Source organism: Pandoraea sp. NPDC090278, from assembly GCF_044772185.1.
Taxonomy (GTDB): Bacteria; Pseudomonadota; Gammaproteobacteria; order Burkholderiales; family Burkholderiaceae; genus Pandoraea.
In genome coordinates this window covers 1,005,901-1,031,468 of record NZ_JBIVYJ010000001.1, presented here as the reverse complement: position 1 = coordinate 1,031,468, position 25,568 = coordinate 1,005,901, and the positions used below count along the sequence as shown (strand labels likewise).

Annotated in this window: 17 protein-coding genes and 3 pseudogenes; 14 read left to right on the top strand and 6 right to left on the bottom strand. The window is 63.6% G+C overall.

From position 1 onward, the window contains the following. On the bottom strand, positions 1–645 hold the full coding sequence (locus tag ACIQWO_RS04470) for a molybdopterin-dependent oxidoreductase (RefSeq protein ID WP_402819676.1): 645 nt from the start codon (positions 643–645) through the stop codon (positions 1–3). 115 nt (positions 646–760) lie between these two features. Beyond that, on the bottom strand, positions 761–2,653 hold the full coding sequence (locus ACIQWO_RS04465) for a sulfatase-like hydrolase/transferase (RefSeq protein WP_402819673.1): 1,893 nt from the start codon (positions 2,651–2,653) through the stop codon (positions 761–763). A 160-nt stretch (positions 2,654–2,813) separates the two neighbouring features. Between ACIQWO_RS04465 and ACIQWO_RS04460 the strand changes: the two are divergent. The 6 genes and pseudogenes from ACIQWO_RS04460 to ACIQWO_RS04435 form a co-directional block, all read left to right on the top strand. After that, positions 2,814–3,065: pseudogene (locus ACIQWO_RS04460) on the top strand (LysR family transcriptional regulator); the annotation flags it as partial. A gap of 179 nt (positions 3,066–3,244) precedes the next feature. Beyond that, positions 3,245–3,844: a LysR substrate-binding domain-containing protein gene (locus ACIQWO_RS04455; protein WP_402819671.1), complete on the top strand. Its 600-nt coding sequence runs from the start codon at positions 3,245–3,247 to the stop codon at positions 3,842–3,844. Positions 3,845–3,948: 104 nt separating this feature from the next. Next, positions 3,949–6,237 (top strand): 5-methyltetrahydropteroyltriglutamate--homocysteine S-methyltransferase, encoded by a 2,289-nt coding sequence (gene metE, locus ACIQWO_RS04450; RefSeq protein ID WP_402819669.1) that lies wholly within the window; start codon positions 3,949–3,951, stop codon positions 6,235–6,237. Positions 6,238–6,546: 309 nt separating this feature from the next. After that, a complete protein-coding gene (locus ACIQWO_RS04445; protein WP_039398505.1) occupies positions 6,547–7,206 on the top strand; it encodes a response regulator transcription factor in 660 nt (219 codons plus the stop codon). Further along, positions 7,185–8,606, top strand: coding sequence for a sensor histidine kinase (locus tag ACIQWO_RS04440; protein ID WP_402819666.1), 1,422 nt, complete (start codon positions 7,185–7,187; stop codon positions 8,604–8,606). The genes ACIQWO_RS04445 and ACIQWO_RS04440 overlap by 22 nt, the downstream gene beginning before the upstream one ends. A 52-nt stretch (positions 8,607–8,658) precedes the next feature. After that, positions 8,659–10,419, top strand: coding sequence for a glycosyltransferase family 39 protein (locus ACIQWO_RS04435; protein WP_402819664.1), 1,761 nt, complete (start codon positions 8,659–8,661; stop codon positions 10,417–10,419). Positions 10,420–10,513: 94 nt separating this feature from the next. Here ACIQWO_RS04435 and ACIQWO_RS04430 read toward each other — a convergent pair whose 3' ends face one another. Both ACIQWO_RS04430 and ACIQWO_RS04425 read right to left on the bottom strand, forming a co-directional pair. After that, complete coding sequence (locus ACIQWO_RS04430) at positions 10,514–11,344, bottom strand: family 1 encapsulin nanocompartment shell protein (RefSeq protein ID WP_402819662.1); 831 nt, start codon at positions 11,342–11,344, stop codon at positions 10,514–10,516. Continuing rightward, a complete protein-coding gene (locus ACIQWO_RS04425; protein WP_402819660.1) occupies positions 11,341–12,462 on the bottom strand; it encodes a Dyp-type peroxidase in 1,122 nt (373 codons plus the stop codon). The genes ACIQWO_RS04430 and ACIQWO_RS04425 overlap by 4 nt, the downstream gene beginning before the upstream one ends. Before the next feature lie 341 nt (positions 12,463–12,803). On the opposite strand from ACIQWO_RS04425, the pseudogene ACIQWO_RS04420 reads away from it, so the two are divergent. The 5 genes and pseudogenes from ACIQWO_RS04420 (at position 12,804) to ACIQWO_RS04400 (ending at position 21,021) form a co-directional block, all read left to right on the top strand. After that, positions 12,804–16,029, top strand: a pseudogene (locus ACIQWO_RS04420) (efflux RND transporter permease subunit). 56 nt (positions 16,030–16,085) lie between these two features. Further along, positions 16,086–17,333 carry an efflux RND transporter periplasmic adaptor subunit gene (locus ACIQWO_RS04415; protein ID WP_402819658.1) on the top strand — a complete coding sequence of 416 codons (1,248 nt, stop codon included), beginning with the start codon at positions 16,086–16,088 and terminating at the stop codon, positions 17,331–17,333. Positions 17,334–17,347: 14 nt separating this feature from the next. Further along, positions 17,348–18,829 carry an efflux transporter outer membrane subunit gene (locus ACIQWO_RS04410; protein WP_402821815.1) on the top strand — a complete coding sequence of 494 codons (1,482 nt, stop codon included), beginning with the start codon at positions 17,348–17,350 and terminating at the stop codon, positions 18,827–18,829. A gap of 9 nt (positions 18,830–18,838) precedes the next feature. Beyond that, positions 18,839–19,513 (top strand): heavy metal response regulator transcription factor, encoded by a 675-nt coding sequence (locus tag ACIQWO_RS04405; protein WP_039398512.1) that lies wholly within the window; start codon positions 18,839–18,841, stop codon positions 19,511–19,513. Between the two features lie 31 nt (positions 19,514–19,544). Then, positions 19,545–21,021, top strand: a pseudogene (locus ACIQWO_RS04400) (heavy metal sensor histidine kinase). On the opposite strand, the gene ACIQWO_RS04395 reads toward ACIQWO_RS04400, so the two are convergent. Together ACIQWO_RS04395 and ACIQWO_RS04390 are read right to left on the bottom strand one after the other, a co-directional pair. Further along, a complete protein-coding gene (locus ACIQWO_RS04395) occupies positions 21,009–21,590 on the bottom strand; it encodes a hypothetical protein (protein ID WP_402819656.1) in 582 nt (193 codons plus the stop codon). The pseudogene ACIQWO_RS04400 and the gene ACIQWO_RS04395 overlap by 13 nt on opposite strands. Before the next feature lie 124 nt (positions 21,591–21,714). Beyond that, a complete protein-coding gene (locus ACIQWO_RS04390) occupies positions 21,715–22,335 on the bottom strand; it encodes a hypothetical protein (RefSeq protein WP_402819654.1) in 621 nt (206 codons plus the stop codon). Between the two features lie 634 nt (positions 22,336–22,969). Between ACIQWO_RS04390 and ACIQWO_RS04385 the strand changes: the two genes are divergently transcribed. The 3 genes from ACIQWO_RS04385 (at position 22,970) to ACIQWO_RS04375 (ending at position 25,523) form a co-directional block, all read left to right on the top strand. Beyond that, entirely contained in the window at positions 22,970–23,737 is a 768-nt protein-coding gene (locus ACIQWO_RS04385; protein WP_402819652.1) for a DUF2092 domain-containing protein, read from the top strand. A gap of 958 nt (positions 23,738–24,695) precedes the next feature. Next, positions 24,696–25,112, top strand: a complete 417-nt coding sequence (gene arfB / locus ACIQWO_RS04380) for an alternative ribosome rescue aminoacyl-tRNA hydrolase ArfB (RefSeq protein WP_402819650.1) — start codon at positions 24,696–24,698, stop codon at positions 25,110–25,112. Between the two features lie 123 nt (positions 25,113–25,235). Then, the gene (locus tag ACIQWO_RS04375; RefSeq protein ID WP_402819648.1) at positions 25,236–25,523 is read left to right on the top strand and encodes a helix-turn-helix transcriptional regulator; all 288 of its coding nucleotides are present in this window, start codon (positions 25,236–25,238) and stop codon (positions 25,521–25,523) included. Positions 25,524–25,568 lie beyond the last annotated feature (45 nt).

Here is a 25,568-nt window from a genome sequence, read left to right as displayed (position 1 = left end):
TCAGGAAACGGCGTTGGTCTGAATGTGATACACGCTCCACGGACACAGGGTGAACTGCTCCTTGAGCGGTTTGCCCGCCAGCGCCGGAATCGCAGCCGGGTCGTACACGGCCCACAGCGGCCCGAGACCGCCTAGCGCGAGCGGCTTGTCGTCGATATGCGTGGCGAGCAGAAAGCCGTACTCCCGCACCTGCCCAACCGTGGTCGCCACCACATAGCCGTCGATGGCGCGCAGCAACACCTGCGTGAGCGGATTCGACGGTGCGCCCGCCTGCACCAGCACATCAGCAAGACGTGGACCGCGCAACGCGTGCGGCTTGGCGTCGTACTCCAGCGTGGGGCGAATCGTCTGCGCTGGCATGCGCGTGAGCATGGCGAAGTCGAGCGCGTACGCCGCGTCGAATTGCACGAGTTGCTTGTGGAATAGCTGATCAAGCGCCGGGTCGACCGGCCCCCGGTTGTGACGCGCAATCGCGCCGCTGAGCGTGACGAGCGGTGTCGACGCCGGTGCAGCGGTGGCGGAGGTGCCAGCAGCGCCCGGCTTGGCAAAGACAGGCACCGATGCGCCCAGTGCCATGGCACCGGCAAGGAATTCACGTTTCTTCATGGCGTTGGCGATAGCGAATGACAGAGGCGGCAGACCCATGCGAGAGGAGCCTCGGCTCGCTCTCATGAGGTCGCAAGAGCGTACCACCGATGTCATCCGGCGCGCCAACGGCAACGGCGTCGTCGCCGTGCCGTCGGGTCAACGCGCAGTTGAATCAGCCGACCTGCGTCTCGAACGTGAAATGCACGCGCCCGTCGCGGATCGGCAGGATGTCGGCGCGATCTTCACCCACTTCCGCGTCCAGCCGGTCGTTGAGCAGCGTGTTCATCGCCATCAGCAACGCCCCATTGCTACGGGGGTCGAGCGCCAGATTGCGCGACTCCGTCGAATCGGTATGCAGGTCGTAGAGCTCGACATCGTTATTCGCGAACAGCGCCTCCAGCGACGTCGGCCGGTTGAACGCCTTCGGCGAAAAGTAGCGCGAGAAGCGATAGCGCCCGTCGAACACACTGCGGATCATGCCGCGATGCCGAAAGTCCGGCTGACGTGCGATCACCCGTCGATGGATCTCGTCGACGGGCATGCCCTTTTGACGCAACGTCGCATATTCCTGCGCCAACCACTCGCTGTCGTAGAACAGCAGCATGGCGTAGTTGAACAGGGTAGCCGGACGCAACGCATCGACTGCCTGCCGCTCAGGTCGGCGCAGCAGCGGCGTGAGGTCATGCCCATGCGCGGTCTTTCCTGCGATGCGGGCCACGCTGTCGGCGTCGAGCCCCGTCAACCCGAGCAACGTCGGTGTGATGTCCACATGCGAGCTAAGCGCGGCGCATTGCTTCCCGCCCGGATACGCCGGGTGACGAATCACGAGCGGTACGTGATTCTGCTCGCGATAGGTCGTCGGCCCCTTCCCTACGAGTTTGTGCGCGCCGACGTGATCGCCGTGATCGGCACTCATCACGACGATGGTGTTCTTGTCGATGCCCAACTCGCGAAGCGTATCGAGCAGCGTCACGACATGCGTGTCGCAGTCGCGAATGCAATTGAAGTAATAGTCCTGATAGACCTGGAGTCGCGCGTCGTCGAGCGGATAGTCCCCGACCAGCACGCCCTCGGCCGCGTTGTAGACGCCGTGCGCAGCGGGTCGCCCGGGTGCGTCGTAGGCCTGCTTTCGCGTGGCCGCGAGCGGGACGTCCCAATGCTCGTCGTAAAGACTGTCCTTCGGCGGACGAGCGTTACCCAGCGTCGGCTTGCTGGCGTTTTGCGTGTCGACGCCCGCCGGATCCGTGTTCAGGAACATCGCGTCGTGCGGGTTGACCAGATTCACCGCCATGAACCAAGGCTTCTGCTCGTTCGCCAGTTGTGCGCCGCGTCCGCGCAGCCACGACACGGCCGACGACGTCGTCAATCCGTCGTAGGTATAGCCCCCGCGCACGCGCCCGACCAGATCGCCCACGCCGAAGTAGTCGTCGAAGCCGTACGAGCGCATCAACGCGTTGTACTCCGCCGTCGGCGTGTCGTAGGGCGTGTGGTTGTGATGCAGTTTGCCGCTCAGATGCCACTTGCCGAGATACGCGGCGTAGTACCCGGCGTCGCGCATCATGTGGCCGATCGTGCGGATGTCGGTCGACATATCCGGCTGCCACGGAATGCCGCAGTTGTCGAACACACGCGTGTGCTGGATGTGCTGGCCGGTGTAGACGACCGAGCGCGACGGCGAACACACGCACGCGGCAATCTGGTGATTCATGAACGTCACCCCCTCGCGGCGAAGCCGTTCGCGGCCCGGCACGGGAAACGGCCACTTGTCGAAGTGCCGCTCCTGATCGGTGAGGATGAACAGGATGTTGTAGCCCCTGGGCGCGACGGCCGGGGCCTCCGTCGGCATGACGTAGCCATCGTCGGCCGCGTGCTGGGCCGGGGTTGCCGCTCCGGTGGCCGACATGGCCGACGGCACCAGCCCGGCCGAAGCCATCGCGACACCGGCCTGCTTCAGAAAGTCGCGTCGTGCATTGCGGCTGGGCGTGTCCGGCGGTGTTGCGGACGTGGCGTCGGTCGGCGTCGCGTCGTCGGAGACCGTGGGGGATGAAGGCTTACGTGTCGTCATGCGTCTCGCTCCTGATGAGGTGCCAGCGTCGTGTCGTGCGCCAGCGACCGGATGGGGAGTCTCATTATTCGGTTGAATTCTGAACAGATCGATGAAAAGTCACGTCACATTCATTACCCGGAGAACATCAATAGTGCGGTAACGTATCGGCAACTCATCGATGCATTACCTCGCCGACATGACCGAAGACTCCCGCACGCACCGAGATCCTTTGCTTCCGTCTCCTTTGCCGCCATCCCATTTACAGCCGTCACAACTCGCCCGCCAGATTCCGCCCGTCCTCCGAAAACTCCGGATCCGCGATCTCGAGACGTTGCGCTGGCTAGGCCGCACGCGCAGTTTCGCCCGTACCGCTGAAGCTGCTGCGATCACCCAGCCCGCACTGTCGAAGTGGTTGCGTGAGATCGAGGACGCGCTCGGCGTGTCGCTGTTCGAACGCACCACGCGGCGCGTGACCCCGACCCCGTACGGCGATGCCCTTCTCGAACGCGCCGAGCGCATGCTGACGGATCTGGCGGGCGTTGCACCCGCCATGCAGGCGTTGCGCAGCCGGTCAACGTCGGCATCCTGCCGGGCATGGCGAGCGTGCTCATGCCGCAAACGCTCGCGCGGCTGGAGCGCACCGGGCCTGCGCTTCGCATCAATCTGTTCGAAGACACGCTCGACCGTCTGCTGCCCCGCGCGCGCTGGCACGAAATCGATCTGCTCGTCTGCCGGTTGGACGAAACCGCCATGAACGCAGGCTTCGGCACCGTGCCGCTATATGAAGACGACGTGCGGGTATTCGGCGCGCGAAACCATCCGCTGGCATCGCATCCGTCACCCGGCTGGCCCGACGTCGCGCGATATCCGTGGATCGTCCCGCCGCCCGGCACCCCCATGCGACGCGCCATCGATACCGAGTTCGCCCATCACGGGCTGCCGCTGCCGCGCGTGATCATGGAATCCGTCACGCTCATGACCAACGCGAGCACCGCGCAGGCCATGCCGTGCCTCTTCCTTGCGTCAACGCTGGGCGTGGCGCGCTCGCCGCTCGCCCCAGCGCTTCATGACTTCGGGCTGCCGTTCTCTCACGTCGCGCCGACCGTCGGTGTCCTCCACGGGCACGCGCCGAGTGCCGCAACCCTCGCGCTCATCGAGGTGCTAAAGGACGTCTCACACACGCTCGCCACACCCCGTCATCATGAATGAAATTAACGTTACCAAGAAATAAGACCATTTTCATTCATGAATTGAAGTCTCTATGATCGATGTCACCGTTTCAATTCCTCCAGTGACAAGGGTCGATAGAGAACATGGCAAAGACACACAATCTGGGATTCCCGCGCGTTGGCGCGAAACGTGAGCTGAAGTTCGGTCAGGAAGCGTACTGGAAAGGCCAATCGTCGCGCGACGAACTCAAGGCGCTCGGTGCTTCACTGCGTCTGCGTCACTGGCAGGATCAGGCGGCACTGGATCTGGCCCCGGTCGGCGACTTCGCGTTCTACGATCAGGTGCTGGACATGAGCTTCACGCTGGGCAATCTGCCCAAGCGTGTGCAAGGCTTTCACGGCGACGTACTGGACAACTATTTCCGCGTAGCCCGTGGCCGCTCGGCCCAGAGCGCCGAAGCACACGCCGACTGCTGCGGCGGTGTCGCCGCGGGCGAGATGACGAAGTGGTTCGATACGAACTACCACTACATCGTCCCCGAATTCGCCGGTGACACGACCTTCACGCTGGACGCCTCGCGTCTCGTCGAGCAACTCACCGAAGCCCGCGCCGCAGGCGTCAAGGCCAAGCCGGTCATCGTCGGCCCCGTGACGTACCTGTGGCTCGGCAAGTCGAAAGACGACAGCGACAAGCTGGCGCTGCTGCCGCGCCTGTTGCCGGTCTACGTGAAGCTGCTGGAGACGCTCGCGGCACAAGGCGTGGAATGGGTGCAGATCGACGAGCCGATCCTCGTCACCGAACTGGATGCCGAATGGCGAACGGCCTTCGAAACCGCCTACGCCGCGCTCGCCGCCGCGCCGGTCAAACGTCTACTCGCCACGTACTTCGGTGAGCTGCAAGAAAACCTGCCACTGGCGTGCCGCCTACCCGTTGACGGTCTGCACATCGACGCCGTGAACGCGCAAGGCGAAGTCGCCAAAGTCATCGACGCGCTACCGACGGACAAAGTCGTGTCGGTGGGTGTAGTCAACGGTCGCAACATCTGGAAGGCGGATCTGGCGGCCGTGCTGGACTGGCTGGAGCCGGTGGCGAAACGACTGGGCGAGCGTCTGTGGATCGCGCCGTCGTGTTCGCTACTGCACGTGCCGGTCGATCTGGACAGCGAACAGAAGCTCGACGCAGAGATCCGGTCGTGGCTTGCCTTCGCCAAGCAGAAGCTCGCGGAAGTGACGGTGCTGGCCTGCGCCATCAATGAAGGACGTGACGCCGTGGCCGCCGAGCTGCGCGCCAATGCCGCCGACATCGCCAGCCGCCGCGCGTCGCCACGCGTGCACAACCCGGCAGTCAAGGCGGCAGTTGCACGGATCGAAGCCGCGCTGGGCCGTCGCAAGCGTCCGTACGCCGAGCGTGCGCCGAAGCAAGCCGCGAGACTGAACTTGCCGCTCTATCCGACCACGACCATCGGCTCGTTCCCGCAAACGGCCGAGATCCGCAACGCCCGCAGTCAGTACAAGGCGGGAGAACTGGATCAGGCGGGTTACGTCGCCGCGATGAAAAGGGAAATCGAGCGCAGCGTGCGTGAGCAGGAAGCGCTTGGGCTGGATGTGCTGGTACACGGCGAAGCCGAACGCAATGACATGGTCGAGTACTTCGGCGAGCAGCTCGCAGGCTACGCGTTCAGCCAGTTCGGCTGGGTGCAGTCGTATGGCTCGCGTTGCGTGAAGCCGCCGATCATGTTCGGCGACATTAGCCGTCCAAAGGCCATGACGGTCGAGTGGATCAAGTACGCGCAATCACTGACTGACAAGCCGATGAAGGGCATGCTGACCGGCCCGGTCACGATCCTGAACTGGTCGTTCGTGCGCGACGATCAGCCGCGCTCGGTCTCGTGCTTCCAACTCGCACTCGCGATCCGCGAGGAAGTCCTGGATCTGGAGCGCGCCGGTGTGCGCGTGATCCAGATCGACGAAGCGGCGCTGCGCGAAGGCCTGCCGCTGCGCCGTTCGCAATGGGCGACCTATCTGCACTGGGCGGTCGAGTCGTTTCGCATCACGGCGAATGGTGTTCAGGACGATACGCAGATCCATACGCACATGTGCTATTCCGAGTTCAACGACATCATCGCCGCCATCGCCGAGATGGATGCCGACGTGATCACCATCGAGACCTCGCGCTCGGATATGGAATTGCTCGACGCGTTCGACTCGTTTCAGTACCCGAACGAGATCGGACCGGGCGTGTACGACATTCACTCGCCCAATATCCCGACGCAGGACCACATGGTCTCGCTCATGAAGAAGGCCGCCGAGCGCATTTCGGCGCAACGCCTGTGGGTCAACCCCGACTGCGGACTGAAGACGCGTCAGTGGGCGGAAGTCATTCCGGCGCTGCAAAACATGGTTGCCGCCGCGAAGACGCTTCGCGCGCAATAGATCCCCCTCGCCGCGCGCATTCCAAGGGGTCCGCGCACCAGGAAAATGCCTCAAACGAGCGGGCCGACGAAATGTCGGCCCGCTCGCATTGTGGCGCGGAAACTGGCCCTGCGATCACGCCACTTGAGGAATCGTCGCTAAGTCATTGATTGCTGAAGCGTTTGCATGGCATAGTCGCGCGAACGCACACGCGCACGAGCTAAGTTTCTCCTAAGTTTCGCGCGCTATCGTGCGCCCGTGCCGTCCTCCGTGGATGGCAAGGATTAGGCGTAGGCTGATCTCAGCACGCCAGAATGCGTACGGAAACCCATGCGGATATTGCTTGTAGAAGACGACGCCATGATCGGTGAGGCCATGATGCAGGCGCTCAAGGACGCCTCGTACGCCGCCGATTGGTGTCGCGACGGCGACGCCGCGCTCGCCGCCCTCGCCGCTCATGCGTACGACCTCATGCTGCTCGACCTCGGCCTGCCCGGTCGGGACGGCTGGGACGTGCTGCGCGCCCATCGCGGCGCTGGCGGGCGCACGCCAATCATCGTCGTCACCGCCCGCGACGGCGCGGAAGACATCATTCAGGGCCTCGATCTCGGCGCGGACGATTTCGTCGTCAAGCCCTTCGAAGTGGGTGAGCTGCTCGCCAGAATGCGCGCGGTCATCCGACGTCACGCGGGCGTGGCCGTGCCGGTGCTGACCAATGGCGCGCTCGCGCTCGATCCGGCAACGCATCAGGCGACGTACGGTGAGAACAGTTGCGTGCTGTCCGCGCGCGAATACGCGCTGCTCCATGCGCTGATGCTGCGTCCCGGCACGATCCTCTCGCGCGACGCGCTTGAACATCGCCTGTACGGCTGGGGCGAAGAGATCGAGAGCAACATGATCGACTTCCTGATCCACTCGATTCGCAAGAAGCTCGGTGCCGACGTCATTCGCAACATCCGCGGCGCGGGATGGCTGGTGCCCAAGGCATGATGCGTTCGTTGCAGTCACGGCTCGTCGTTACGCTCTCGGCCTGCGCCCTGGGACTGGCCATCGTCGCGGGCTTCGTCTCGTACGGTGCCGCCTTTCGCGAAGCCTATCGCTTTCAGGACGACCAACTGCTGCAACTCGCCGCGCTCGTCGACACGCGCAATCTGGCCGGTGCCGATTCGGCCATGCACGGCCTGCCGATTCAGGATCACGACTACCGTCTCACCGTTCAGCGCCTTGGCGGCACCTTTCCCGTGACGCTGTCCGACGGCTTCCACACCGTCAACACCGGCGACCATACCTGGCGGGCCTTCGTGCGGACCATCGAGCCGGATCTACGCATTGTCGTGGCGCAGCCGACGGAAGGCCGCAACGAGATCGCGCGCAATAGTGGACTTCGCACCGCCATGCCCTTCGTCGGGTTCCTGCCGCTGCTCATCGCCGCCATTGTGTTGACGGTGCGCCGCGCCTGGCGTCCGGTGCAGCAACTGGCCGCCGAAGTCGACAAGCGTCGCGATACCGATCTGCGGGGCCTCGACACGCAAGGCGCGCCCACGGAAATCGAGCCGTTCATCGTGTCGATCAACCGTCTGCTGGCAAGGCTCGCCAAGGCGCTCGATGAACAACGCCGCTTCGTGGCGGACGCCGCGCACGAACTGCGCTCACCGGTGACCGCGCTGGTGATTCAATCCGAAAATCTCGACCGTGCACTCGCGCCGGCGGCGCTCGATGACGAAACGCGTCACCGGCTGACCAAGCTCAAGAGCGGGCTGCATCGCACACGCACACTGATCGAACAATTGCTGACACTGGCTCGCGCCCAGAGCGCGCCGACCGTTCCGGCCAATCCCCTGACGTTGCTCCCTGCGGTGCACGAAGCGCTCGAAGATGTGTTCGTGCTGGCGGATCGTAAGCAGATCATGCTCGATCTGTCGGACGCGTCGAACGGTGGACCAGGCCGCTCCGACTTGCGTGTTGCGGGTTCGAAGCGCGACATCGTCACATTGCTAAGCAATATTGTCGGCAACGCCGTACGCTACACACCGGCCGGTGGCACGGTCTCCGTGCAGTTGTCGGCCAAAGGTGCCGACGTTCTGATCGACGTGATCGACTCAGGCCCAGGGATCGACATCGACAAACGCGAACGCGTGTTCGACGCGTTTTACCGCGCCACCGATCACCGCGAACCGCGCGAACACGGTGGCGACGGGACCGGGCTGGGGCTGGCGATCGTACGCGCCATCGTCGACCGCCTTGGCGGGCAGGTGTCTCTGACAGACGCGAGTCTGTCGCCGCCGCGCGGGCTGCATGTGCGGGTGACGCTGCCAAATCCCGATGTGGTCGACTCACCCGATGTGCCCGATGCGCAGGCCGGTGGGTCCGGCCAGCCGCGTCGGTCCTGAACCGAACACTCAACGACCTCACTTCATCCTCAAGACCGGAAGCCTCGTATTCATGTCTACACGTCCTCAACGTGACGCCGGGTTAGAGCCCTGGCCGATCTCCCCCACCGTCCTGCTCTGGCTAGTCGCCATGTTCGCGCTGGTCTGGTTCGGTGTCCTGAACCTGCGACACCTGATTCCCAGCGACGAAGGCCGCTACGCCGAGATGGCCCGCGAAATGCTGGCCACCGGCGACTGGGTCACGCCGCGTTATAACGGCTATCTCTACTTCGAGAAGCCGCCGCTCCAGACCTGGATGAACGCCCTCACGTTCATGATCTTCGGGCTGGGAGACTGGCAGGCGCGTCTGTGGACGGCGCTGACCGGATTCGGCGGCGTGCTGCTCGTGGGTTACACGGGCCGTCGCGTGTTCAGCGCCCGCGCCGGTCTGTTCGCCGCGCTGGCACTGGCAAGCGCGCCGCTGTGGAGCCTGCTCGGCCACTTCAACGTGCTGGACATGGGCCTGTCGTTCATGATGACGCTGGTGCTGTGCGCCTTGCTGCTGGCACAGCGTCCCGGCCTCACCGACTCACAGACCCGCAACTGGATGTGGTTGTGCTGGGCGGCGATGGGCCTGTCGATTCTGAGCAAGGGGCTGATCGGTGTGGTCCTGCCGGGTGCCGTGCTCGTCATCTACACGCTGATCGCGCGTGACTGGGCCTTGTGGAAGCGTCTGCACATCGTGAGCGGCCTGATCGTGATGCTGGCCATTACGGTGCCGTGGTTTGCTGCGGTGATGTCGCGCAACCCGTCGTTCTTCGATTTCTTCTTCATCAACGAGCACTTCAACCGCTTCCTGAAGCCGGACCACCATCGCCCCGGGGCGCTCTGGTACTTCGTGCCCGTGCTGCTGATCGGCTTCCTGCCGTGGCTCTCGACGATTCCGCGCGCCATTGCCGGTTCGCGCGCCGTGCCGCGTCAGGCGAACGGTTTCCGCCCGGTGCTGATGATCACCGTGTGGGCCGTCTTCATCTTCTGCTTCTTCTCGATGTCGCACTCGAAGCTCATCTCGTATGTGCTGCCGATCGTGCCCGCCATCGCGATGCTGTTCGGTCTCGGACTGGCCACCATGACGCGCGAGTCGCTGCGCAAGCACCTCATCGTGTCCGTCGTGCTGTTCATCGCGACGATCGTCACGTGTCTGGTGTTCCTGTCGCACCACTCGGACAGCCGTAACCCGGTGGAAGCGTACCGCACGTTCTCGTACTACCTGTATGCGGCGAGCGCCGTCGGCCTGATCGGCATCGGCATCACCCGCTGGCTGAGCACTCGCAGCACCAAGCAGGCGCTGGTGGCGTTCGCGGCCACATGGCTGGCGTTCGTGATGATCGGTGGCACGGGTCACGAAGCGTTCGGTCGCGCAAGTTCGGGCATCGATCTGGTACCGGCTGTGCGCGCGGAGATGGATCGTCTTGGACCGGACACGCCGTTCTACTCGGTCGGCACGCTCGATCACACCATGCCGTACTACCTGCGTCAGCCGATGATCATGGTCGCTGTGCAGGACGAGCTGGAGTTCGGCATTTCGCAGGCCCCGGACAGCTGGGTGCCGACGCTTGAGAAGTTCGTGGACGTCTGGATGGAAGACCCCAAGGCGCTCGCGCTGGTCGATCCGGACAAGTTCGCCGTGCTGGAGACACTGAATCTGCCGATGAAGGTGATTGCACGCGACAACCGTCGTGTGATCATCGAAAAGCCGATGGCGGGAGAACCGGCGGCCGGTAGCACGGCCCCGGCAGCGCCTGCTGCGGCGTCGTCGCCTGCAGCCAACTGAGCGATTGCCGCCAGACTGGCGGCATAGAAAAACGGCTGAAAGCGGTTCGCCGCCTTCAGCCGTTTTTTATTGTGTCGCCAAAGACTTGGACGACTTACTTCGACTTCTTCTTAGCACCGGCGGGCTTGGCGTTACCGACCGACACGCTGGCCTCGGCCGTCAGCATCAGGAACGTAAACGTCTCTTCCAGATACAGGCGAACCGTGGTGGCCGTGTGGTCCAGATAGCCGATCGAGATGTCCTGACCGATGTGCATTTCGTAGTCGCCGCCGCGCGTCGAGACGATGCAGCCGCCGTCGATGGCCGGGGCCCAGATGATCTCGCCGCTCACGATGTGACCGATGTGCTCGAGAATCGGATAGCCCTGATCGTTGGCTTCGGCCACGGCGGTGTAGGCGTCCGCGCCCAGCAGCACGCTGTACGGACCGTCGACACCTTCCAGACGCAGTTGTTCGAGCGCCTTGGCAATGACCGTCGGGTAATCGGCGATGCTGTCCGGCAACGGCAGCACCGGATTCGACGTGCCCTGACGCACGCCCGTGATGCGTGCAGCCTCATAACCATCGAAGATCGCGCGATCTTCCGCATAAGCCAGCTTGATCGCAGCGTCCTTGGCCGGTTGCCAGTCCGAATCGTTCGCGCCGCGCTCGACATCGTCGATGGCTTCACGCGACAGCTCGAACGGCACGCGCAGCGCCACAAGCGACAGCACTTCGCGCTGACGTGCACTCACGCCGTCGAGCGGCGCATCGATGGCTTTCTGATGACCGGTGCCCACGCCCGAGAGCGCGAGACCGCCAGGTCCCTTCACGTCGACCACACGACGGCCGGCGACGGTACGCTTGAACGTGCGGGCCACTTCTTCTTCGATCTGCGCCCATGCGGCGCTCGAAATGGGGGCCAGTTCGCGATGCAGGTTATTCATGCCTGAGAAACTCCTTTGAGCGATCCGATTTGCAGCGAGCCGTCCGCAATTGCGGGACTCGCCTGATGAGAAGCGGTAGCGGCGTCGAACACTTGCACGCCCGAAGGCTGTGCGTCGATCAACGTCTTGATGACATGGCTGGATTCGGTGGCGGCCGCTTGCGGCGCCCGGTCGGCAAGTTCTTCCAGCAGCGGGGCCGACGGCACAAAGAACAACCCACCGGTCACCGCCGTGCTGAAGTCCAGCAAACGGTCGTAATTTCCAGGCGGCTTGCCGACGAACATGTTCTCCAGCATTTGCTCGATGGGCCACGGCGAGCGCGCGTAGCCAATGAAGAACGTGCCGAACTCCCCCGAGCCCGGGCGGCCGAACGGCATGTTGTCGCGCAGAATCTTGACTTCCTTCCCGTCGACTTCGAGCGTGGTCAGCGCGCTGTGCGAATTGCTCGGCTTCACGTCCTCGTCCAGTTCCACGTCCGAGAACTTGGTGCGGCCGATGATGCGTTCCTGCACTTCCACCGGCAGCGCGTTCCAGCCCGTCATGTCGTGCAGGTACTTCTGCACCAGCACGTAGCTGCCGCCCGCGAATTCAGGGTCTTCGTCACCCATGACCGTGAAGTCGAGCGCCTCCTGGCCTTCCGGGTTCTCGGTGCCATCGACGAAGCCGATCATCGCGCGCATGTCGAAATAGCGGAAGCCGTGCACTTCGTCGACGACGCTCACCGCGTCGCCCAGCTTGTTCAGCAAGAGCGTGGCGAGGTCGAAGCACAGGTCCATCTGTTCGGCACGAATGTGCAGCAGCAGATCGCCGGGCGTGGCCGGGGCGTGTCGCTTGGCCGCGCCGAATTCACGGAACGGATGCAGCTCGGCCGGGCGCGGATCGCCGAACAGGCGGTCCCACGCGCTATCGCTGAAGCCCGCCACACAGGTCAGATTGCCGGTCGGCACACGCTTGCCCACGGATCGGACATACGCGGCCACATCGGCACACCAGCCCCGCACGGCGGCGTGCGCGGCCTCGTCGTCGCGAATCGTGGCGACAAGGAAGATGGCGCTGCGGGTCACTTTGCCGGAAACCGGCTGCGGTTCGGGAGGAGGAGACGTCAGACGTTCTGTCATTGCTTTCCTGCGTGGGACGGGAGTTCTCGAAGCCGCCGACGCCCGGTCCCGCGTGGGTCATAGGCTATCGGACGACGACTTTTAGTGTGTCAACTTTATAACGCAACACGCCGTAATATGCCACTCTGATTGATATGGCGGTATGTCGGGCCTTGTACGACGGGGGTTTCCGGGCGGCGTCGCGAATTCTGTCAATTTCGCCATATTCGCGCCATTTTGGCGTTGGGGGTGCGCCCATAACATGGCGGCGTTCCTTCCGGTACCGGTGGCGCGCCCGCGTGCGCGTTGTTGGCGCCGCCCTTGTCCGTACGCCTGTGACTGCGCCCGAGCGCGTCTGAATCATGTGGATTGTCAACGTTGCGCTCAAACGGCCATACACGTTCATCGTGATGGCCATTCTGATTCTGCTCGCCACGCCGCTCGCGCTGTTGCGCACGCCCGTCGACGTGCTGCCGGAAATCAACATCCCCCGTCATCAGCATCATCTGGACCTATAACGGGCTGTCCGCACAGGACATCGCCGACCGGATGATCTCCGGCAACGAACGCGGCCTGACGACCACCGTCAACAACATCGAGCACATCGAGTCGCAATCGCTGCCGGGCATCGGCATCATCAAAATCTTCCTGCAACCGACGGCCAATATACAGACGGCCATCGCACAGGTCGTTGCGGTCGAGCAAGCACAGGTCAAACAGATGCCCCCGGGCGCGACGCCGCCGCTCGTCATCAGCTATTCGGCCTCGTCGATTCCGGTGATGCAGTTGGGCCTGTCGAGCCCTAGCCTGTCGGAACCGGCACTTAACGATACGGCACTGAACTTCCTGCGCCCGCAGTTGGTAACGATTCCCGGTGCCGCCGTGCCGTACCCGTATGGCGGCAAGACGCGGCTGATCTCGGTGGACATCGATTCGCGCGCCCTGCTCGCCAAGGGCCTGACGGCGCAGGACGTGGTCGCGGCCGTCAACGCACAAAACCTGATCCTGCCGACCGGTACGGCGAAGATCGGCCCCCGCGAGTACACCGTCGACATGAACGGCTCACCGCCGACCGTCGAGGGACTGAACAACATTCCGGTACGCACCGTGAATGGGGCGACGACCTATCTGCGTGAAGTGGCCCACGTTCGCACGGGCTTCTCGCCGCAAACGAACATCGTGCGACAAAACGGCCAGCGCGGCGTGTTGATGTCGATCATGAAGACGGGCGACGCGTCTACGCTGTCCGTCGTCGACGCCATGAAGGCGTTGCTGCCCGAGGCGCGCGCCGCCCTGCCCGCCGACCTGCACATCTCGGCCCTGTTCGACCAGTCGGTCTTCGTGAAGGCCGCCGTGCAGGGTGTGATTCACGAAGCGCTGATCGCCGCCGCTCTCACGGCAGCCATGATTCTGCTGTTCCTCGGCAACTGGCGCAGCACCTGCATCATCGCCATCTCGATTCCGCTCTCGATTCTGTCGTCGCTGCTCGCGCTCCACGCGCTCGGGCAGACCATCAACATCATGACGCTGGGCGGACTGGCACTCGCCGTAGGGATTCTGGTCGACGATGCGACCGTCACCATCGAGAACATCGAGCGACACCTCCACATGGGGACACCGCTGCATCAGGCGATTCTCGACGGTGCCGGGGAAATCGCGGTCCCCGCACTGGTCTCGACGCTGTGTATCTGTATCGTCTTCGTGCCGATGTTCTTCCTGACCGGCGTGGCGCGTTACCTGTTCGTGCCGCTGGCCGAGGCGGTGGTGTTCGCGATGCTCGCGTCGTACGTGCTCTCGCGTACGCTGGTGCCCACGCTCGCCATGCTGCTCATGGGGCACGCCCATCCCACGGATCCGAACGCGAAGCCCGGCGTGTTCCGTCGCATCTACCTGCGCTTCGACGCCAGCTTCGAGCGCATGCGCGCGGCGTACATCGTCGTGCTGTCCACTCTGCTGGTGCGCCGCCGTGTCTTCGCGATGGGATTCCTGGCGTTCTGCGTGCTGTCGATGGGGCTAGTGTTCGCGCTGGGTGCCGACTTCTTCCCGTCGGTCGACGCGGGCAACATCCGCATGCACATGCGCGCACCGACGGGCACACGCATCGAAGAAACGGCGCGTCTGGCCGATCAGGTCGAGAAGGTCGTGCGTGAGGTCGTGCCAGCCAACGAACTCGAAACGATCCTCGACAACCTGGGCCTGCCGTACAGCGGCATCAACCTCTCATACAGCAACGCCGGGACGATCGGCACGCTCGACGGCGAGATCCAGATTGCCCTCACGCCCGATCATCGCCCGAGCGCCGAGTACATCGACAAGCTGCGCGCCCTGCTGCCGCAGCGCTTCCCCGGCGTGGAGTTCTTCTTTCAACCGGCGGACATCGTCACGCAGATTCTCAACTTCGGTCTGCCCGCCGCCATCGACATCCAGATCAGCGGCAATCAACAACTGGCGAACTTCGATGTCGCGACCAAGCTGCTCAAGCAGGTGCGTCAGGTGCCGGGCACGGTCGACACCCATATTCAGCAGCGGGTCAACGCCCCGACGATCCACCTGAATATGGACCGCTCGCGCTTGCAGCAGTTGAATCTGAATGCCAATGCCGTCGCTCAGAACGTGCTGATTTCGCTCTCGGGCAGCTCGCAAACGTCGCCCGGCTTCTGGTTCAACGAGCAGAACGGCGTGGAGTACAGCCTCTCGGTGCAGTCGCCGCAGTACCGCATCAGCTCCATCGACGATCTGTTGCGTCTGCCGGTGGCGGGCACGGGCAATAACGGCCAGCCGCAGTTGCTCGCCAACTTCGTGCAGGTGGAGCCGACGCAGCAATTCGCCGTGGTCAGCCACTACAACATTCGTCCGGTCATCGACATCTACGTCAGCGTGGAAGGCCGGGATTTGGGCAGCGTGGCGAACGATATCAACAAGCTCGTCGCACAGGCCCGTAAGGATCTGCCGCGCGGCAGCCAGATCGTCGTGCGCGGTCAGGTCAGCACGATGCAAAGCTCGTACATGGGCCTGGGTATCGGTGTGGCCATGGCTATCGTGCTCGTCTATCTGCTTATCGTGGTCAATTTCCAGTCGTGGGTCGATCCGCTCATCATTGTGAGCGCCCTGCCCGCCGCGCTGGCTGGCATCGTCTGGATGTTGTTCCTCACCGGCACGCGCCTGTCGGTGCCCGCGCTCACGGGGGCCATCATGACCATGGGGGTCGCGACCGCCAACAGTATTCTCGTGGTGGCGTTCGCACGACAACGGATGGAAACGGGTATGGCGCCGCTCAAGGCAGCGCTCGAAGCCGGGGCGAGCCGGATTCGTCCGGTGCTGATGACGGCGCTCGCAATGATCATCGGCATGGTGCCGATGGCGCTCGGTCTGGGCGAAGGCGCGGAACAGAACGCGCCGCTGGGCCGCGCCGTGATCGGCGGGCTGATGTTCGCCACCGTCTCGACGCTCTTCTTCGTGCCGCTAGTCTTCGCAGGCGTGCACACGCGACTCGCACGCCGCAAGGCGCGTCGCGCAGGGAACACGGCCACGCCGACGCATGGCGACCGTAGTGATGACAACGCGAATGACGATAACGCCAGCCACTAAGGCACGGCGACCGACACTTCACACACCAGATATCAAGATTTGACGGGTTGAACGACATGTCCGAGAAACATCACGCCGAACTGGCCATTCCCGAGCACGATCCTGCCGACGGCCGGCAGTTGCCCCCGCGTCACGGCCAGTTCCGTCGCGCGAAGATCGTGCTCATCGTGGTCGCCCTGCTGCTGGTCGCAGGGGCAGCGCGCACGACCATCTCCAACTTCCTGCAACGCCGGGCCGTCGCCAATGTGACGACGCAAAACGCAAAGCAGTTCGTGAGCGTGGTGACGCCGCAGGCTACCGCCGCCAGCGAGACGCTGCTGCCCGCCACCCTGCGCGGTGCGGTGGAGTCGCCCATCTACGCCCGTGCGACGGGCTATTTGCTGCATCGTTACGTGGACATCGGCGCGAAGGTCAAGCAAGGTCAGTTGCTCGCCGACCTCGATACGCCGGAAATCGATCAGGAACTGGCGCAGGCCATCGCCCAGCGCAATCAGATCAACGCCAGCCTGGGTCTGGCCAAGTCGTCGCTCGACCGGTGGCAGCAACTGCGTCAGCGCGACGCCGTCTCGCAGCAGGAACTGGATGAGCGTCAGAGCACCTACACCCAGGGCGTGGCGAATCTCGCAGCGGCCGACGCCAACGTCAAACGGCTTCAGCAACTGGAATCGTTCAAGCGCATCGTCGCCCCGTTCGACGGGGTGATCACGCAGCGTAACGTGGATGTCGGCGATCTCATCGCGGCGGGCAGCGGCAGCGCGCAGGCGATGTTCTCGCTGGCGCAGACCGACCCGCTACGCGTCTACGTGCAAGTGCCGCAGGCCTATGCGCAGAGCGTGTCCGTCGGCCAGCCGGTGGTCGTGACACAAGCCGAACTGCCCGGACAGCACTTCCAGGGCAAGATCACGCACGTGTCCGGCGCCATCGACGTGGCGACGCGCTCACTCCAGATCGAAGCCGCCTTGCCGAACCCGGACGGGAAGCTGCGCCCCGGCGCGTATGTGCAACTCGCGCTGCCCGGCGCTGTGCAACCGCATCTGAGCGTGCCATCCAATGCGCTGCTGTTTCGCGCCGAGGGTCCGCGTGTGGCGGTCGTGGACGATCAGGGCGTCGTGCATCTGCACAAGATCGTGATCGCGCAGGATCTCGGACAGACGCTGGAACTGGCCGACGGCGTGTCGCCCAACGACCGCGTGATCGTCAATCCGAGCGATTCGGTGGACGACGGCGACCACGTGCAGGCGAAGGCGCTTGAGGCCAAAGGTGGCGGCAAGCCCGCCGCCAAGGCGCAGGGAGACGAATCGTGAGCATCGTGAGCCGCATGGATCACGACGGTCGAGGTCACCTCCACAGCGGCCTCCGGCTCAGCGCGACGCTGCTCGCCGTCGCCGCGCTGCTGAGCGCGTGCGCCGTCGGCCCGGACTACCATCGTCCGGAAGTCTCGACCCCGCCCGTCTGGAAAACAGACGGTTACTGGAAGGTCGCGCAACCGTCTCGCGCTGCGATGCAGCCGGACTGGTGGAAAGCGTTCAACGAACCGGCGCTCGACGCCCTCGAAGACAAGGCCCTCGCACAAAGCCAGACGCTCGCCGCCGCCGTCGCGCACTACGATCAGGCACAAGCGACGTTGTCCGGCATTTCGGCGCAGCGGTTGCCGGAAGTCGATGCCTCGTTCGGGCTGGCACGTCAGCGCATCTCGGCGAATCGCCCAGTCACGAGCTACTCGTCGAGCAGCATGTCGACCGTGCAGAACAACGTTCAGGTGGGACTGGGCGTGAGCTACGACACCGACCTGTTCGGTCGTATTCGTCGTCAGGTCGAAGGCGCGCAGGCGTCTGCCGAACAAGCCGGTGACGATCTGGCCAATGCGCGACTCGTCCTCACGACGCAACTCGCCACGGCCTACTTCCAGTTGCGCGCCATCGACGCCGAGATCAAGGTGCTCGACCAGTCGGTCACCTTGCAGCAAAAGGCGCTCGATTACGTGAGCGCGCAGCACGATCTCGGCGCGGTCTCTGGGTTGGACGTCCTCCAGCAGCAATCGCAACTCGACACCACGCGCGTGCAGGCTCGCCTGCTGCATCAGCAACGCGACCAGTACGAGCATGCCATCGCGGCGCTCGTCGGCGTGCCCGCCCCCGCGTTCTCAGTGCCGGAGGGGGCGCTGCCTGCAACGCTCCCCGAGATCCCGCTCGGGGTGCCGAGCGATGTGCTGCAACGGCGTCCGGACGTGGCGTCGGCCGAACGCAGCATGGCCGCGGCAAACGCGCAGATCGGCGTGGCGAAAGCGGCTTTCTTCCCGAGCCTGATGCTTAACCCCATTATCGGCTGGCAGAGCACCGACTTCGCCAATCTGCTCTCCGCGCCCAGCCTGTTGTGGACGCTGGGCACTATGGCGTCACAAGTCATCTTCGACGGAGGTCGACGTCAGGCCGGGGTCGACTATGCGAGCGCCGGTTATCGCGCAGTGGAAGCGAACTACCGTCAGACGGTGCTCACTGCCTTCCAGCAAGTGCAGGACGGCGTGACCGGTCTATCGGTCCTCAATGCCGCCGCTCAGGAATCGCACTCGGCCGTGGTCGATGCCGAGCGCCTGCTGAGTCTGGCGAACGACCGGTACTCGGGCGGGCTGACGGCGTATCTCAGCGTGATTACCGCGCAGCAGGCGGCGCTGGCGAGCGAGCGTCAGGACGTCCAGATCCGGGGGCAGCAACTCGTGCTGTCGGTGGCGCTGGTCAAGGCACTGGGCGGCGGATGGCAGCCCTCTGAGACATCCTCTGACTCGTATAATGCGCAAAGATGAGGTGACGACATGAAAGTGCTGATCGTTGAAGACGAACAAAAGGTAGTGGACTATCTACGCTCGGGGCTAACCGAGCAAGGCTGGGTGGTCGATGTTGCGCTCGACGGCGAGGAAGGCACGCATCTGGCGCTGGAGTTCGATTACGACGTCATCGTGCTGGACGTCATGTTGCCTAAGCGCGATGGCTTTGCCGTACTCGGGTCGCTGCGCGAGCGCAAGTCCACGCCCGTCATCATGCTCACCGCTCGCGATCATGTGAACGACCGGGTGCGTGGCCTGCGCGAAGGGGCCGACGACTACCTCACCAAGCCGTTCTCGTTCATCGAACTGGTGGAACGTCTGCACGCACTCGCCCGTCGCACCCGCGTGCAGGAATCGACGCTGATCTCGGTCGGCGACCTGTTCGTCGATCTGATCGGTCGCCGGGCGACGCGCGACGGGCACCGGCTCGATCTCACGGCCAAGGAGTTCCAGCTGTTGTCGGTACTTGCGCGCCGTCAGGGCGACATTCTCTCGAAGACGGCCATCACCGAACTGGTCTGGGACGTCAACTTCGACAGCCATACGAACGTGGTGGAGACCGCCATCAAACGGCTGCGCGCCAAGCTCGACGGCCCCTTCACCACCAAGCTGCTGCACACGGTGCGCGGCATGGGCTATGTGCTGGAAGTGCGCGAGGCCTGAGCGCCCCGCCCTCCACGCCAGCGACGTCACCGTGAAACACTCGATCTCCCGCCGCCTTGCCGCCATGTTCGCCGTCGTGGCGCTGTCGGTGTTCGCGCTCGTCGGTGCGGCGTTGTATCTGGTGTTGCGCGTTCAACTGGAACGGCACCTGCGTGAGTCGCTGGACGACCGCGCGCAGATCGCGCACATCATCGTGTATCACGGCGCTACGCCAGAGAAGTGGCAGATCGTTCGGGAGAAGCTGAGCGACATGACCCCGCGCGACGGCACCACGACGTACGCCGTTTCCAGCGACGACCCGAGGTACACGTTCGGCACGCCTGTCAGCGGCATGTTCGTCAAGCGGCTATCCAACGGTTATGTGCGCCTGAGCCCGGACGGCGGTGGCGACGACATGCTGGCGACCCGCGAGATCCTGCCGCCTTACGGCACGCGGCCGTCCGTCACGCTGCAAGTCGCGGCCAGCTATTCCCCCAACGAGCAGACGCTGCGCGCGTTCGGGCTGAGTCTCGCAGCGCTCTCCGGATTGGGCGCGCTGGGTGTGCTGCTGCTCAGCTATTCGGTGACCCGCCTGGGCCTCTCGCCGCTCACGCGACTCACGCGCGAAGCGTCCGAGATCCGGCCGGACAATCGATCGCAACGGCTCGTGACCCGCTCGCTGCCCGTGGAACTGGACGATCTCGCGCACTCGTTCAACGGCGCGCTGGCCCGACTCGACGGTGCCTACGAACGGCTGGAATCGTTCAATGCGGACGTCGCACACGAATTGCGCACGCCGGTCACCATCCTGATCGGACAAACGGAAGTGGCCCTTACGCGCGACCGGCCGGTCGAAGAACTGCGCGTGTTGCTGCAGTCGAACCTCGAAGAACTCGGCCGCATGCGCACCATCATCAACGACATGCTGTTCCTCTCGCGCGCCGATCAGGGCGAACGCGCGACAGGACTCACAGCCGTATCGCTGGCGAGCGAAGCCGCGCACACCCTGGAGTTTCTGGAGTTTCCGCTTGAGGAGGCGCAAGTCACGGCGCGTCTGCATGGCAGCGCGTTCGCACAAGTCAACAAGGCCTTGTTCGGTCGCGCTAGCCAATCTGGTGATGAACGCCATCGAACATTGCGCGCCGGGTGCAAATATCGACGTGCGCATTACCACCGAGATCCCCGACGCCACCACCGCCGCAGAGCCGAACCGTGCCCGACACGTGCGCATCGAAGTCGTCAATCCGGGGGCGGAAATCCCGGCGGACGTGCTCAAGCATTTGTTCGACCGGTTCTACCGCGCGGAGGCGTCGCGCACCAATAGCCGTGAGAATCACGGCCTTGGGCTGGCCATTGTCAAGGCCATTGCGGAAATGCACGGCGGTACGGTGTGGGCACATAGCGCGAACGGCTTCAACGCGTTCGGCTTCTCGGTCAGTCATCGAGACGATGGGGGTGCCGCCGGTACGCCACCCGCCACGTCTTCTACTGCTACTACATCGACCCAGCTTGCGCGTCAGACGCCGTGACGACCCAGGCTGCTCGCCTGCTGCACGGCATGCGGTGCGAACACGGTGAGCGTCTCGCCCAGTGCCTCGCGGGCATAGGCGGCGGCTACCGTCATTTGCGCCAGACGCGCGCGTAGCTCCAGATTTTCCCGTTCCAGATGCTGTACGCGACGCATGGCGTCGGCCACGTCGGTGACGCCATCGCTGGCCGTGCCGTGGCTTTCGGGCATCGCGTCGAGCAGCGTCATGGCGCGCGCCAGATTCTGTTCGAGCTGCTGCGCCCAGACGGACTGCCCTGCGACGGGTATTCCCCCGAACGCCGGGATGACCGGGACTTCGTACATGCTGCGGGCACGCACGATGGCTTTTTGCACGGTACCGGCGCTGGGACGGCGCGTGACACCGGCCTGCGCCATGAAGCGCAGATAGGTTTGCGCACCGTAGATCCGGCGCGCGGCTTTCCATGCATCCGTCAGGAAGGCATCGAGGAAGGCGGGGTTGTTATGAGGGTGTGCGGCGTCTGCATCGCGTGCAGCGCCCAGCAAGGCAGCGTAGGTTGCATCGTCGAACTGCAAGGCGGACCGTGCCATGGCGATCTCCGGGTGCTTACCGTAACGGGGGTATCGCGCCCCGGCGAGCCAACACAGGCCCTACCGGGGACACGACGGTCAATGCAACTGCGCGCTGCGCAGCGCAGTCGCCGGGTGACACAACTTAGGGCTTCGGGGCCGAAGCGGGCAACGGCGGCACCCGATTCTTCGACTTGCTCTTGGCTGCCGGATCGGGCGTCACGGCCACGGCAACCGCTTCGGTGTAGTTCACCGTCACAGAGTCGCCCACCTTCACGCCTTCGAGCAGCTTCGGATCTTCCACGTTCACGTCGACCGTGCGGTTCGGGCCACGCAACGTCACGACATTCGACTTACGGTCGATACGCTGCACCGTCGCCACGACCTTCAGATTGCGCGCGGCATCGGCGGCGGGCTTCTGACCCGGCGTCGCACGGTCGGCCCCTTCGGTCAGCACGCGACTGCGAATACCATCGCCCGGGGCGACGGAAATGGCCACCGAGCGCTGGAACGCCACGATGACTTTGTCGCCCTTGCGAATCTGTTCGAAATTCCGGACATCCGGACCAACGATGAAAGTGACCGGCTTACCGTTGTCGTCGGCCACCTGAATGGTGCGCTTCTTGATGTCCACACCCAGCAACGTGGTCCGGAATTCGACGACGTCGCCCGCAACGATCGGCGCCGGACGGGCCGCATCCTGCGCGTGCGCCAACGTCCCCAACGACAACAGACCGGCCAGAATCATGGCATTCGTGAGCTTCATGCTGAGTCCTTTTGTTATCGATGTATGCATATTTAATGCATACGTTGCATATTGGCCTGCAAATTAATTAATTGTCCAAACTAAAACTTCGGATGTTTGCCGACCGCGCAAAAACCCGAATATTTCCATCGGATAGTAACAAAATAATTCAAAGCCGCAAGTTTCTTTCGAATTGCATGCCAAATTCCGCCATCGTCTTACGTAATTAAAATTACGGCCCAATTCTCGCGAAATTTCTTAAAACTCCCTAGATATGGGGACTACAAATATCGCACTTTGATGTAGATCAACATTTCCTGACGATTCGCGGGGTAATAGATTTTCTTTTTACATCGATTCAGATACAGCTTGTTACAAAATTATTCATAAGATTCAAGTAATTCTTAATCCGTTTGGATGATGGTTTTGCAGCTTGACAGTTTGCAATCCGAATCACTATTCTGATTTCACATACCGCACGCCATGCCGCATCGGTATTGTCTGAAGCTCATGTTTGCGCGCCATCCGGCGTCGCGTCCGCACGTGTTGGTCGTCCCGTTCAGTTCCACTAATCGAATGAGGTCACACAGTGCTTTTTCCATTCTGCCGACGAAAAATCCGACGAGTTCCGCCCCGTGGCGCAAGGCTGGCCCTGTTGACGGGCGCCCTACTCGTCGCCACGCCGGTATTGGCGCAGGCCCCCGAATCGGACAGCACTTTGCCAGTACAGGGCATGCCGGAGATGCAGCAAGGTGCCGTCGATGCGTTGACGACAATGAGTCGGTATTTGCGCTCGCTCAAACGATTTCAGGTACACGCGGATACCGTGACCGATGCCGTGTTGAGTACCGGACAGAATGTCGGCTTTCTCCACCAAACAGCGCTTTCCGTTCAACGCCCCGATAAGGTACGTGCCGTTGTGACGGGTCAGGCGCGCAATCGCGGGTTCGTCTACGACGGCAAAACCTTCACCCTTTACCAAGAGTCGCAAGGCAAGCGGTATTTCAGTCAGGCGAGCGCCCCACCGACCATCGACGAGCTGATTCGCGATATCGACGAGAAATATCAGATCGGCATGCCGTTGGCCGATCTCTTCTATTGGGGCATGGACCCGGACGATGCCACGCAATTGCGTTCTGCCCTGTTCATCGGCCTTGATCGCGTGGGCGGCGAGTGGTGCAACCATTACGCGTTCCAGCAGCCCGACGTCGACTGGGAGCTTTGGATTCGCGTCGGCTCGCGTCCCCTGCCATGCCGCTTCGTGATCACGGATACATCGCAACCGTCGCGCCCGCGCCATTCCGTGAATTACCGCTGGGATGTGAATCCGACGTTCGCGTCGGGGACCTTCACGTATAAGGCCCCGGCTGGCGCGCAACGCATCGAGATGCGGCCGCCGTCTGCCGCAGGAGGTCAGCAATGAAGCGAACGACCTCTTCGGCAATCACACCGGCGACCGTGGGCAAACCCGGCATGATCACTGTGGCTCGCGCGACATGCCTTGCCGCAGCGGCGGTGCTCGTCCTGACGTCCACGGCCAGTCATGGCTTCGGTTTTCGGGGCGGCGCGCGCACCAGCCTTCACGGTGGCGGCGGTGGTGGCTTCCACGGAGGTGGCGGGTTCCACGGCGGCGGCGCGCCGCAAGGCAACTTGAGCGGTGCCACGCGCGGCGGCGGTCCTGCGGGCGGTGGCGCGATGCACGCCAACGCCGGTGGCGGCCAACCGCCCGGACCGGGACCTCAGCCGCACCCGAACCCCGGCCCCAATCCGTCACCGAATCCCGGCCCGCACCCACCCGGACCTGGACCTGGACCTGGACCTGGACCTGGACCTGGACCTGGACCTGGACCTGGACCCGGACCTGGACCTGGACCTGGACCTGGACCTGGACCTGGACCTGGACCTGGACCTGGACCTGGACCTGGACCTGGACCTGGACCTGGACCTGGACCTGGGCCTGGACCCGGGCCGCACCCACCCGGACCACCTCCCGGCCCGGGGCCGGGGCCCGGGCCACATCCGCCGCCTCCTCCACCGCCCCCACCGCCGTATTGGGGTTGGGGGGGCGGTTGGTATGACCCGGTGGCAGCCGCCGTTACGATCGGGGTGTCAGCAGCGATCATCGGCTCAACCGTTGCCTCGTTGCCGCCGAGTTGCGTGAGCACTATCGTCAACAACGTTGCCTATCAGCGTTGCGGCTCGACCTGGTATCAGCCGGTCTATTCCGGCACTACCGTCCAGTTCGTCGTCGTAACGGCACCTCACTAAGGCCGCGATCTCAACGCGTATGTCGGCAGCACCGGATGTCATCTCCGGTGCTGCCGCATCGCTTTTGGGGTGTCGCTTGTGGGCGTCGCACCGGGAACGTTATCCTTGAGCCCATGAACCGCCGCATTCTTATCGCCCCCGAAGACGTCGAACTTACGGCCATGCGCGCGCAAGGCGCAGGCGGCCAGAACGTCAACAAAGTCTCCAGTGCCATCCATTTGCGCTTTGACGTCATGCGCTCGTCGCTGCCCGACGAAGTGAAAGCGCGCCTGCTCGCCCGGCTCGATCACCGTATTACGCAAGACGGCGTCATCATCATCAAGGCACAACAACATCGCTCGCAGGAACTCAACCGCGCCGACGCGCTGGCGCGTCTTCAGGCGTTGGTTGACGCCGCCGCCGTCGCGCCCCGGCGCCGCGTGCCCACGCGGCCCACGCTCGCAAGTCAGGTACGCCGCCGCGATGCCAAACAGGGGCGCTCTCGCGTCAAGGCATCGAGAGGCAAGATACATTCCGGACATGAAGGTTGATGATAATTTTTATTATCATTAATTAATAAAAGCTAATTTTAATTAGCTTATTAGCGCCAGCTGCTCAGAGGAATGCTAAGATAAATCATCATTTATCCCAAAAAGCACGTAATGATGAGCTTCATGGAACCGCTTATCGCGGCACGCAAGGACGCCGGACTGACCCAGGCCGAACTGGCGGATCAGGCCGGACTGTCGCGCATGACCGTGCAAAAAATGGAGTCGGGTGCGCTCGACCCACGTATGTCGACCTTGCTGGAGACGGCGCGCGCGCTCGGTCTGGAACCGATGTTCGTGCCCGCTGCACTGCGTCAGGAAGTCGAAGCGTTTCTGCGCTCCGGTGGCAAATATCTCGCGCAGCCGAGCGGCGTGTCGGCCCCGCCCTCCATCGTGGAAACGCTTCGGGGCTAACCGGCCCGACGGGCATTATCGGCACCAGCGTCACCATCGGCGCAT

What these genes read in the sequence shown, in the direction of transcription:
- ACIQWO_RS04470 (WP_402819676.1), bottom strand. Translation starts at nt 645, where the DNA reads ATGGGTCTGCCGCCTCTGTCATTCGCTATCGCCAACGCCATGAAGAAA.
- ACIQWO_RS04430 (WP_402819662.1), bottom strand. Translation starts at nt 11,344, where the DNA reads ATGAATAACCTGCATCGCGAACTGGCCCCCATTTCGAGCGCCGCATGG.
- ACIQWO_RS04425 (WP_402819660.1), bottom strand. Translation starts at nt 12,462, where the DNA reads ATGACAGAACGTCTGACGTCTCCTCCTCCCGAACCGCAGCCGGTTTCC.
- ACIQWO_RS04465 (WP_402819673.1), bottom strand. Translation starts at nt 2,653, where the DNA reads ATGACGACACGTAAGCCTTCATCCCCCACGGTCTCCGACGACGCGACG.
- ACIQWO_RS04445 (WP_039398505.1), top strand. Translation starts at nt 6,547, where the DNA reads ATGCGGATATTGCTTGTAGAAGACGACGCCATGATCGGTGAGGCCATG.
- ACIQWO_RS04435 (WP_402819664.1), top strand. Translation starts at nt 8,659, where the DNA reads ATGTCTACACGTCCTCAACGTGACGCCGGGTTAGAGCCCTGGCCGATC.
- ACIQWO_RS04390 (WP_402819654.1), bottom strand. Translation starts at nt 22,335, where the DNA reads ATGAAGCTCACGAATGCCATGATTCTGGCCGGTCTGTTGTCGTTGGGG.
- ACIQWO_RS04455 (WP_402819671.1), top strand. Translation starts at nt 3,245, where the DNA reads ATGCCGCAAACGCTCGCGCGGCTGGAGCGCACCGGGCCTGCGCTTCGC.
- ACIQWO_RS04375 (WP_402819648.1), top strand. Translation starts at nt 25,236, where the DNA reads ATGGAACCGCTTATCGCGGCACGCAAGGACGCCGGACTGACCCAGGCC.
- ACIQWO_RS04395 (WP_402819656.1), bottom strand. Translation starts at nt 21,590, where the DNA reads ATGGCACGGTCCGCCTTGCAGTTCGACGATGCAACCTACGCTGCCTTG.
- arfB (WP_402819650.1), top strand. Translation starts at nt 24,696, where the DNA reads ATGAACCGCCGCATTCTTATCGCCCCCGAAGACGTCGAACTTACGGCC.
- ACIQWO_RS04410 (WP_402821815.1), top strand. Translation starts at nt 17,348, where the DNA reads ATGGATCACGACGGTCGAGGTCACCTCCACAGCGGCCTCCGGCTCAGC.
- metE (WP_402819669.1), top strand. Translation starts at nt 3,949, where the DNA reads ATGGCAAAGACACACAATCTGGGATTCCCGCGCGTTGGCGCGAAACGT.
- ACIQWO_RS04415 (WP_402819658.1), top strand. Translation starts at nt 16,086, where the DNA reads ATGTCCGAGAAACATCACGCCGAACTGGCCATTCCCGAGCACGATCCT.
- ACIQWO_RS04405 (WP_039398512.1), top strand. Translation starts at nt 18,839, where the DNA reads ATGAAAGTGCTGATCGTTGAAGACGAACAAAAGGTAGTGGACTATCTA.
- ACIQWO_RS04440 (WP_402819666.1), top strand. Translation starts at nt 7,185, where the DNA reads ATGGCTGGTGCCCAAGGCATGATGCGTTCGTTGCAGTCACGGCTCGTC.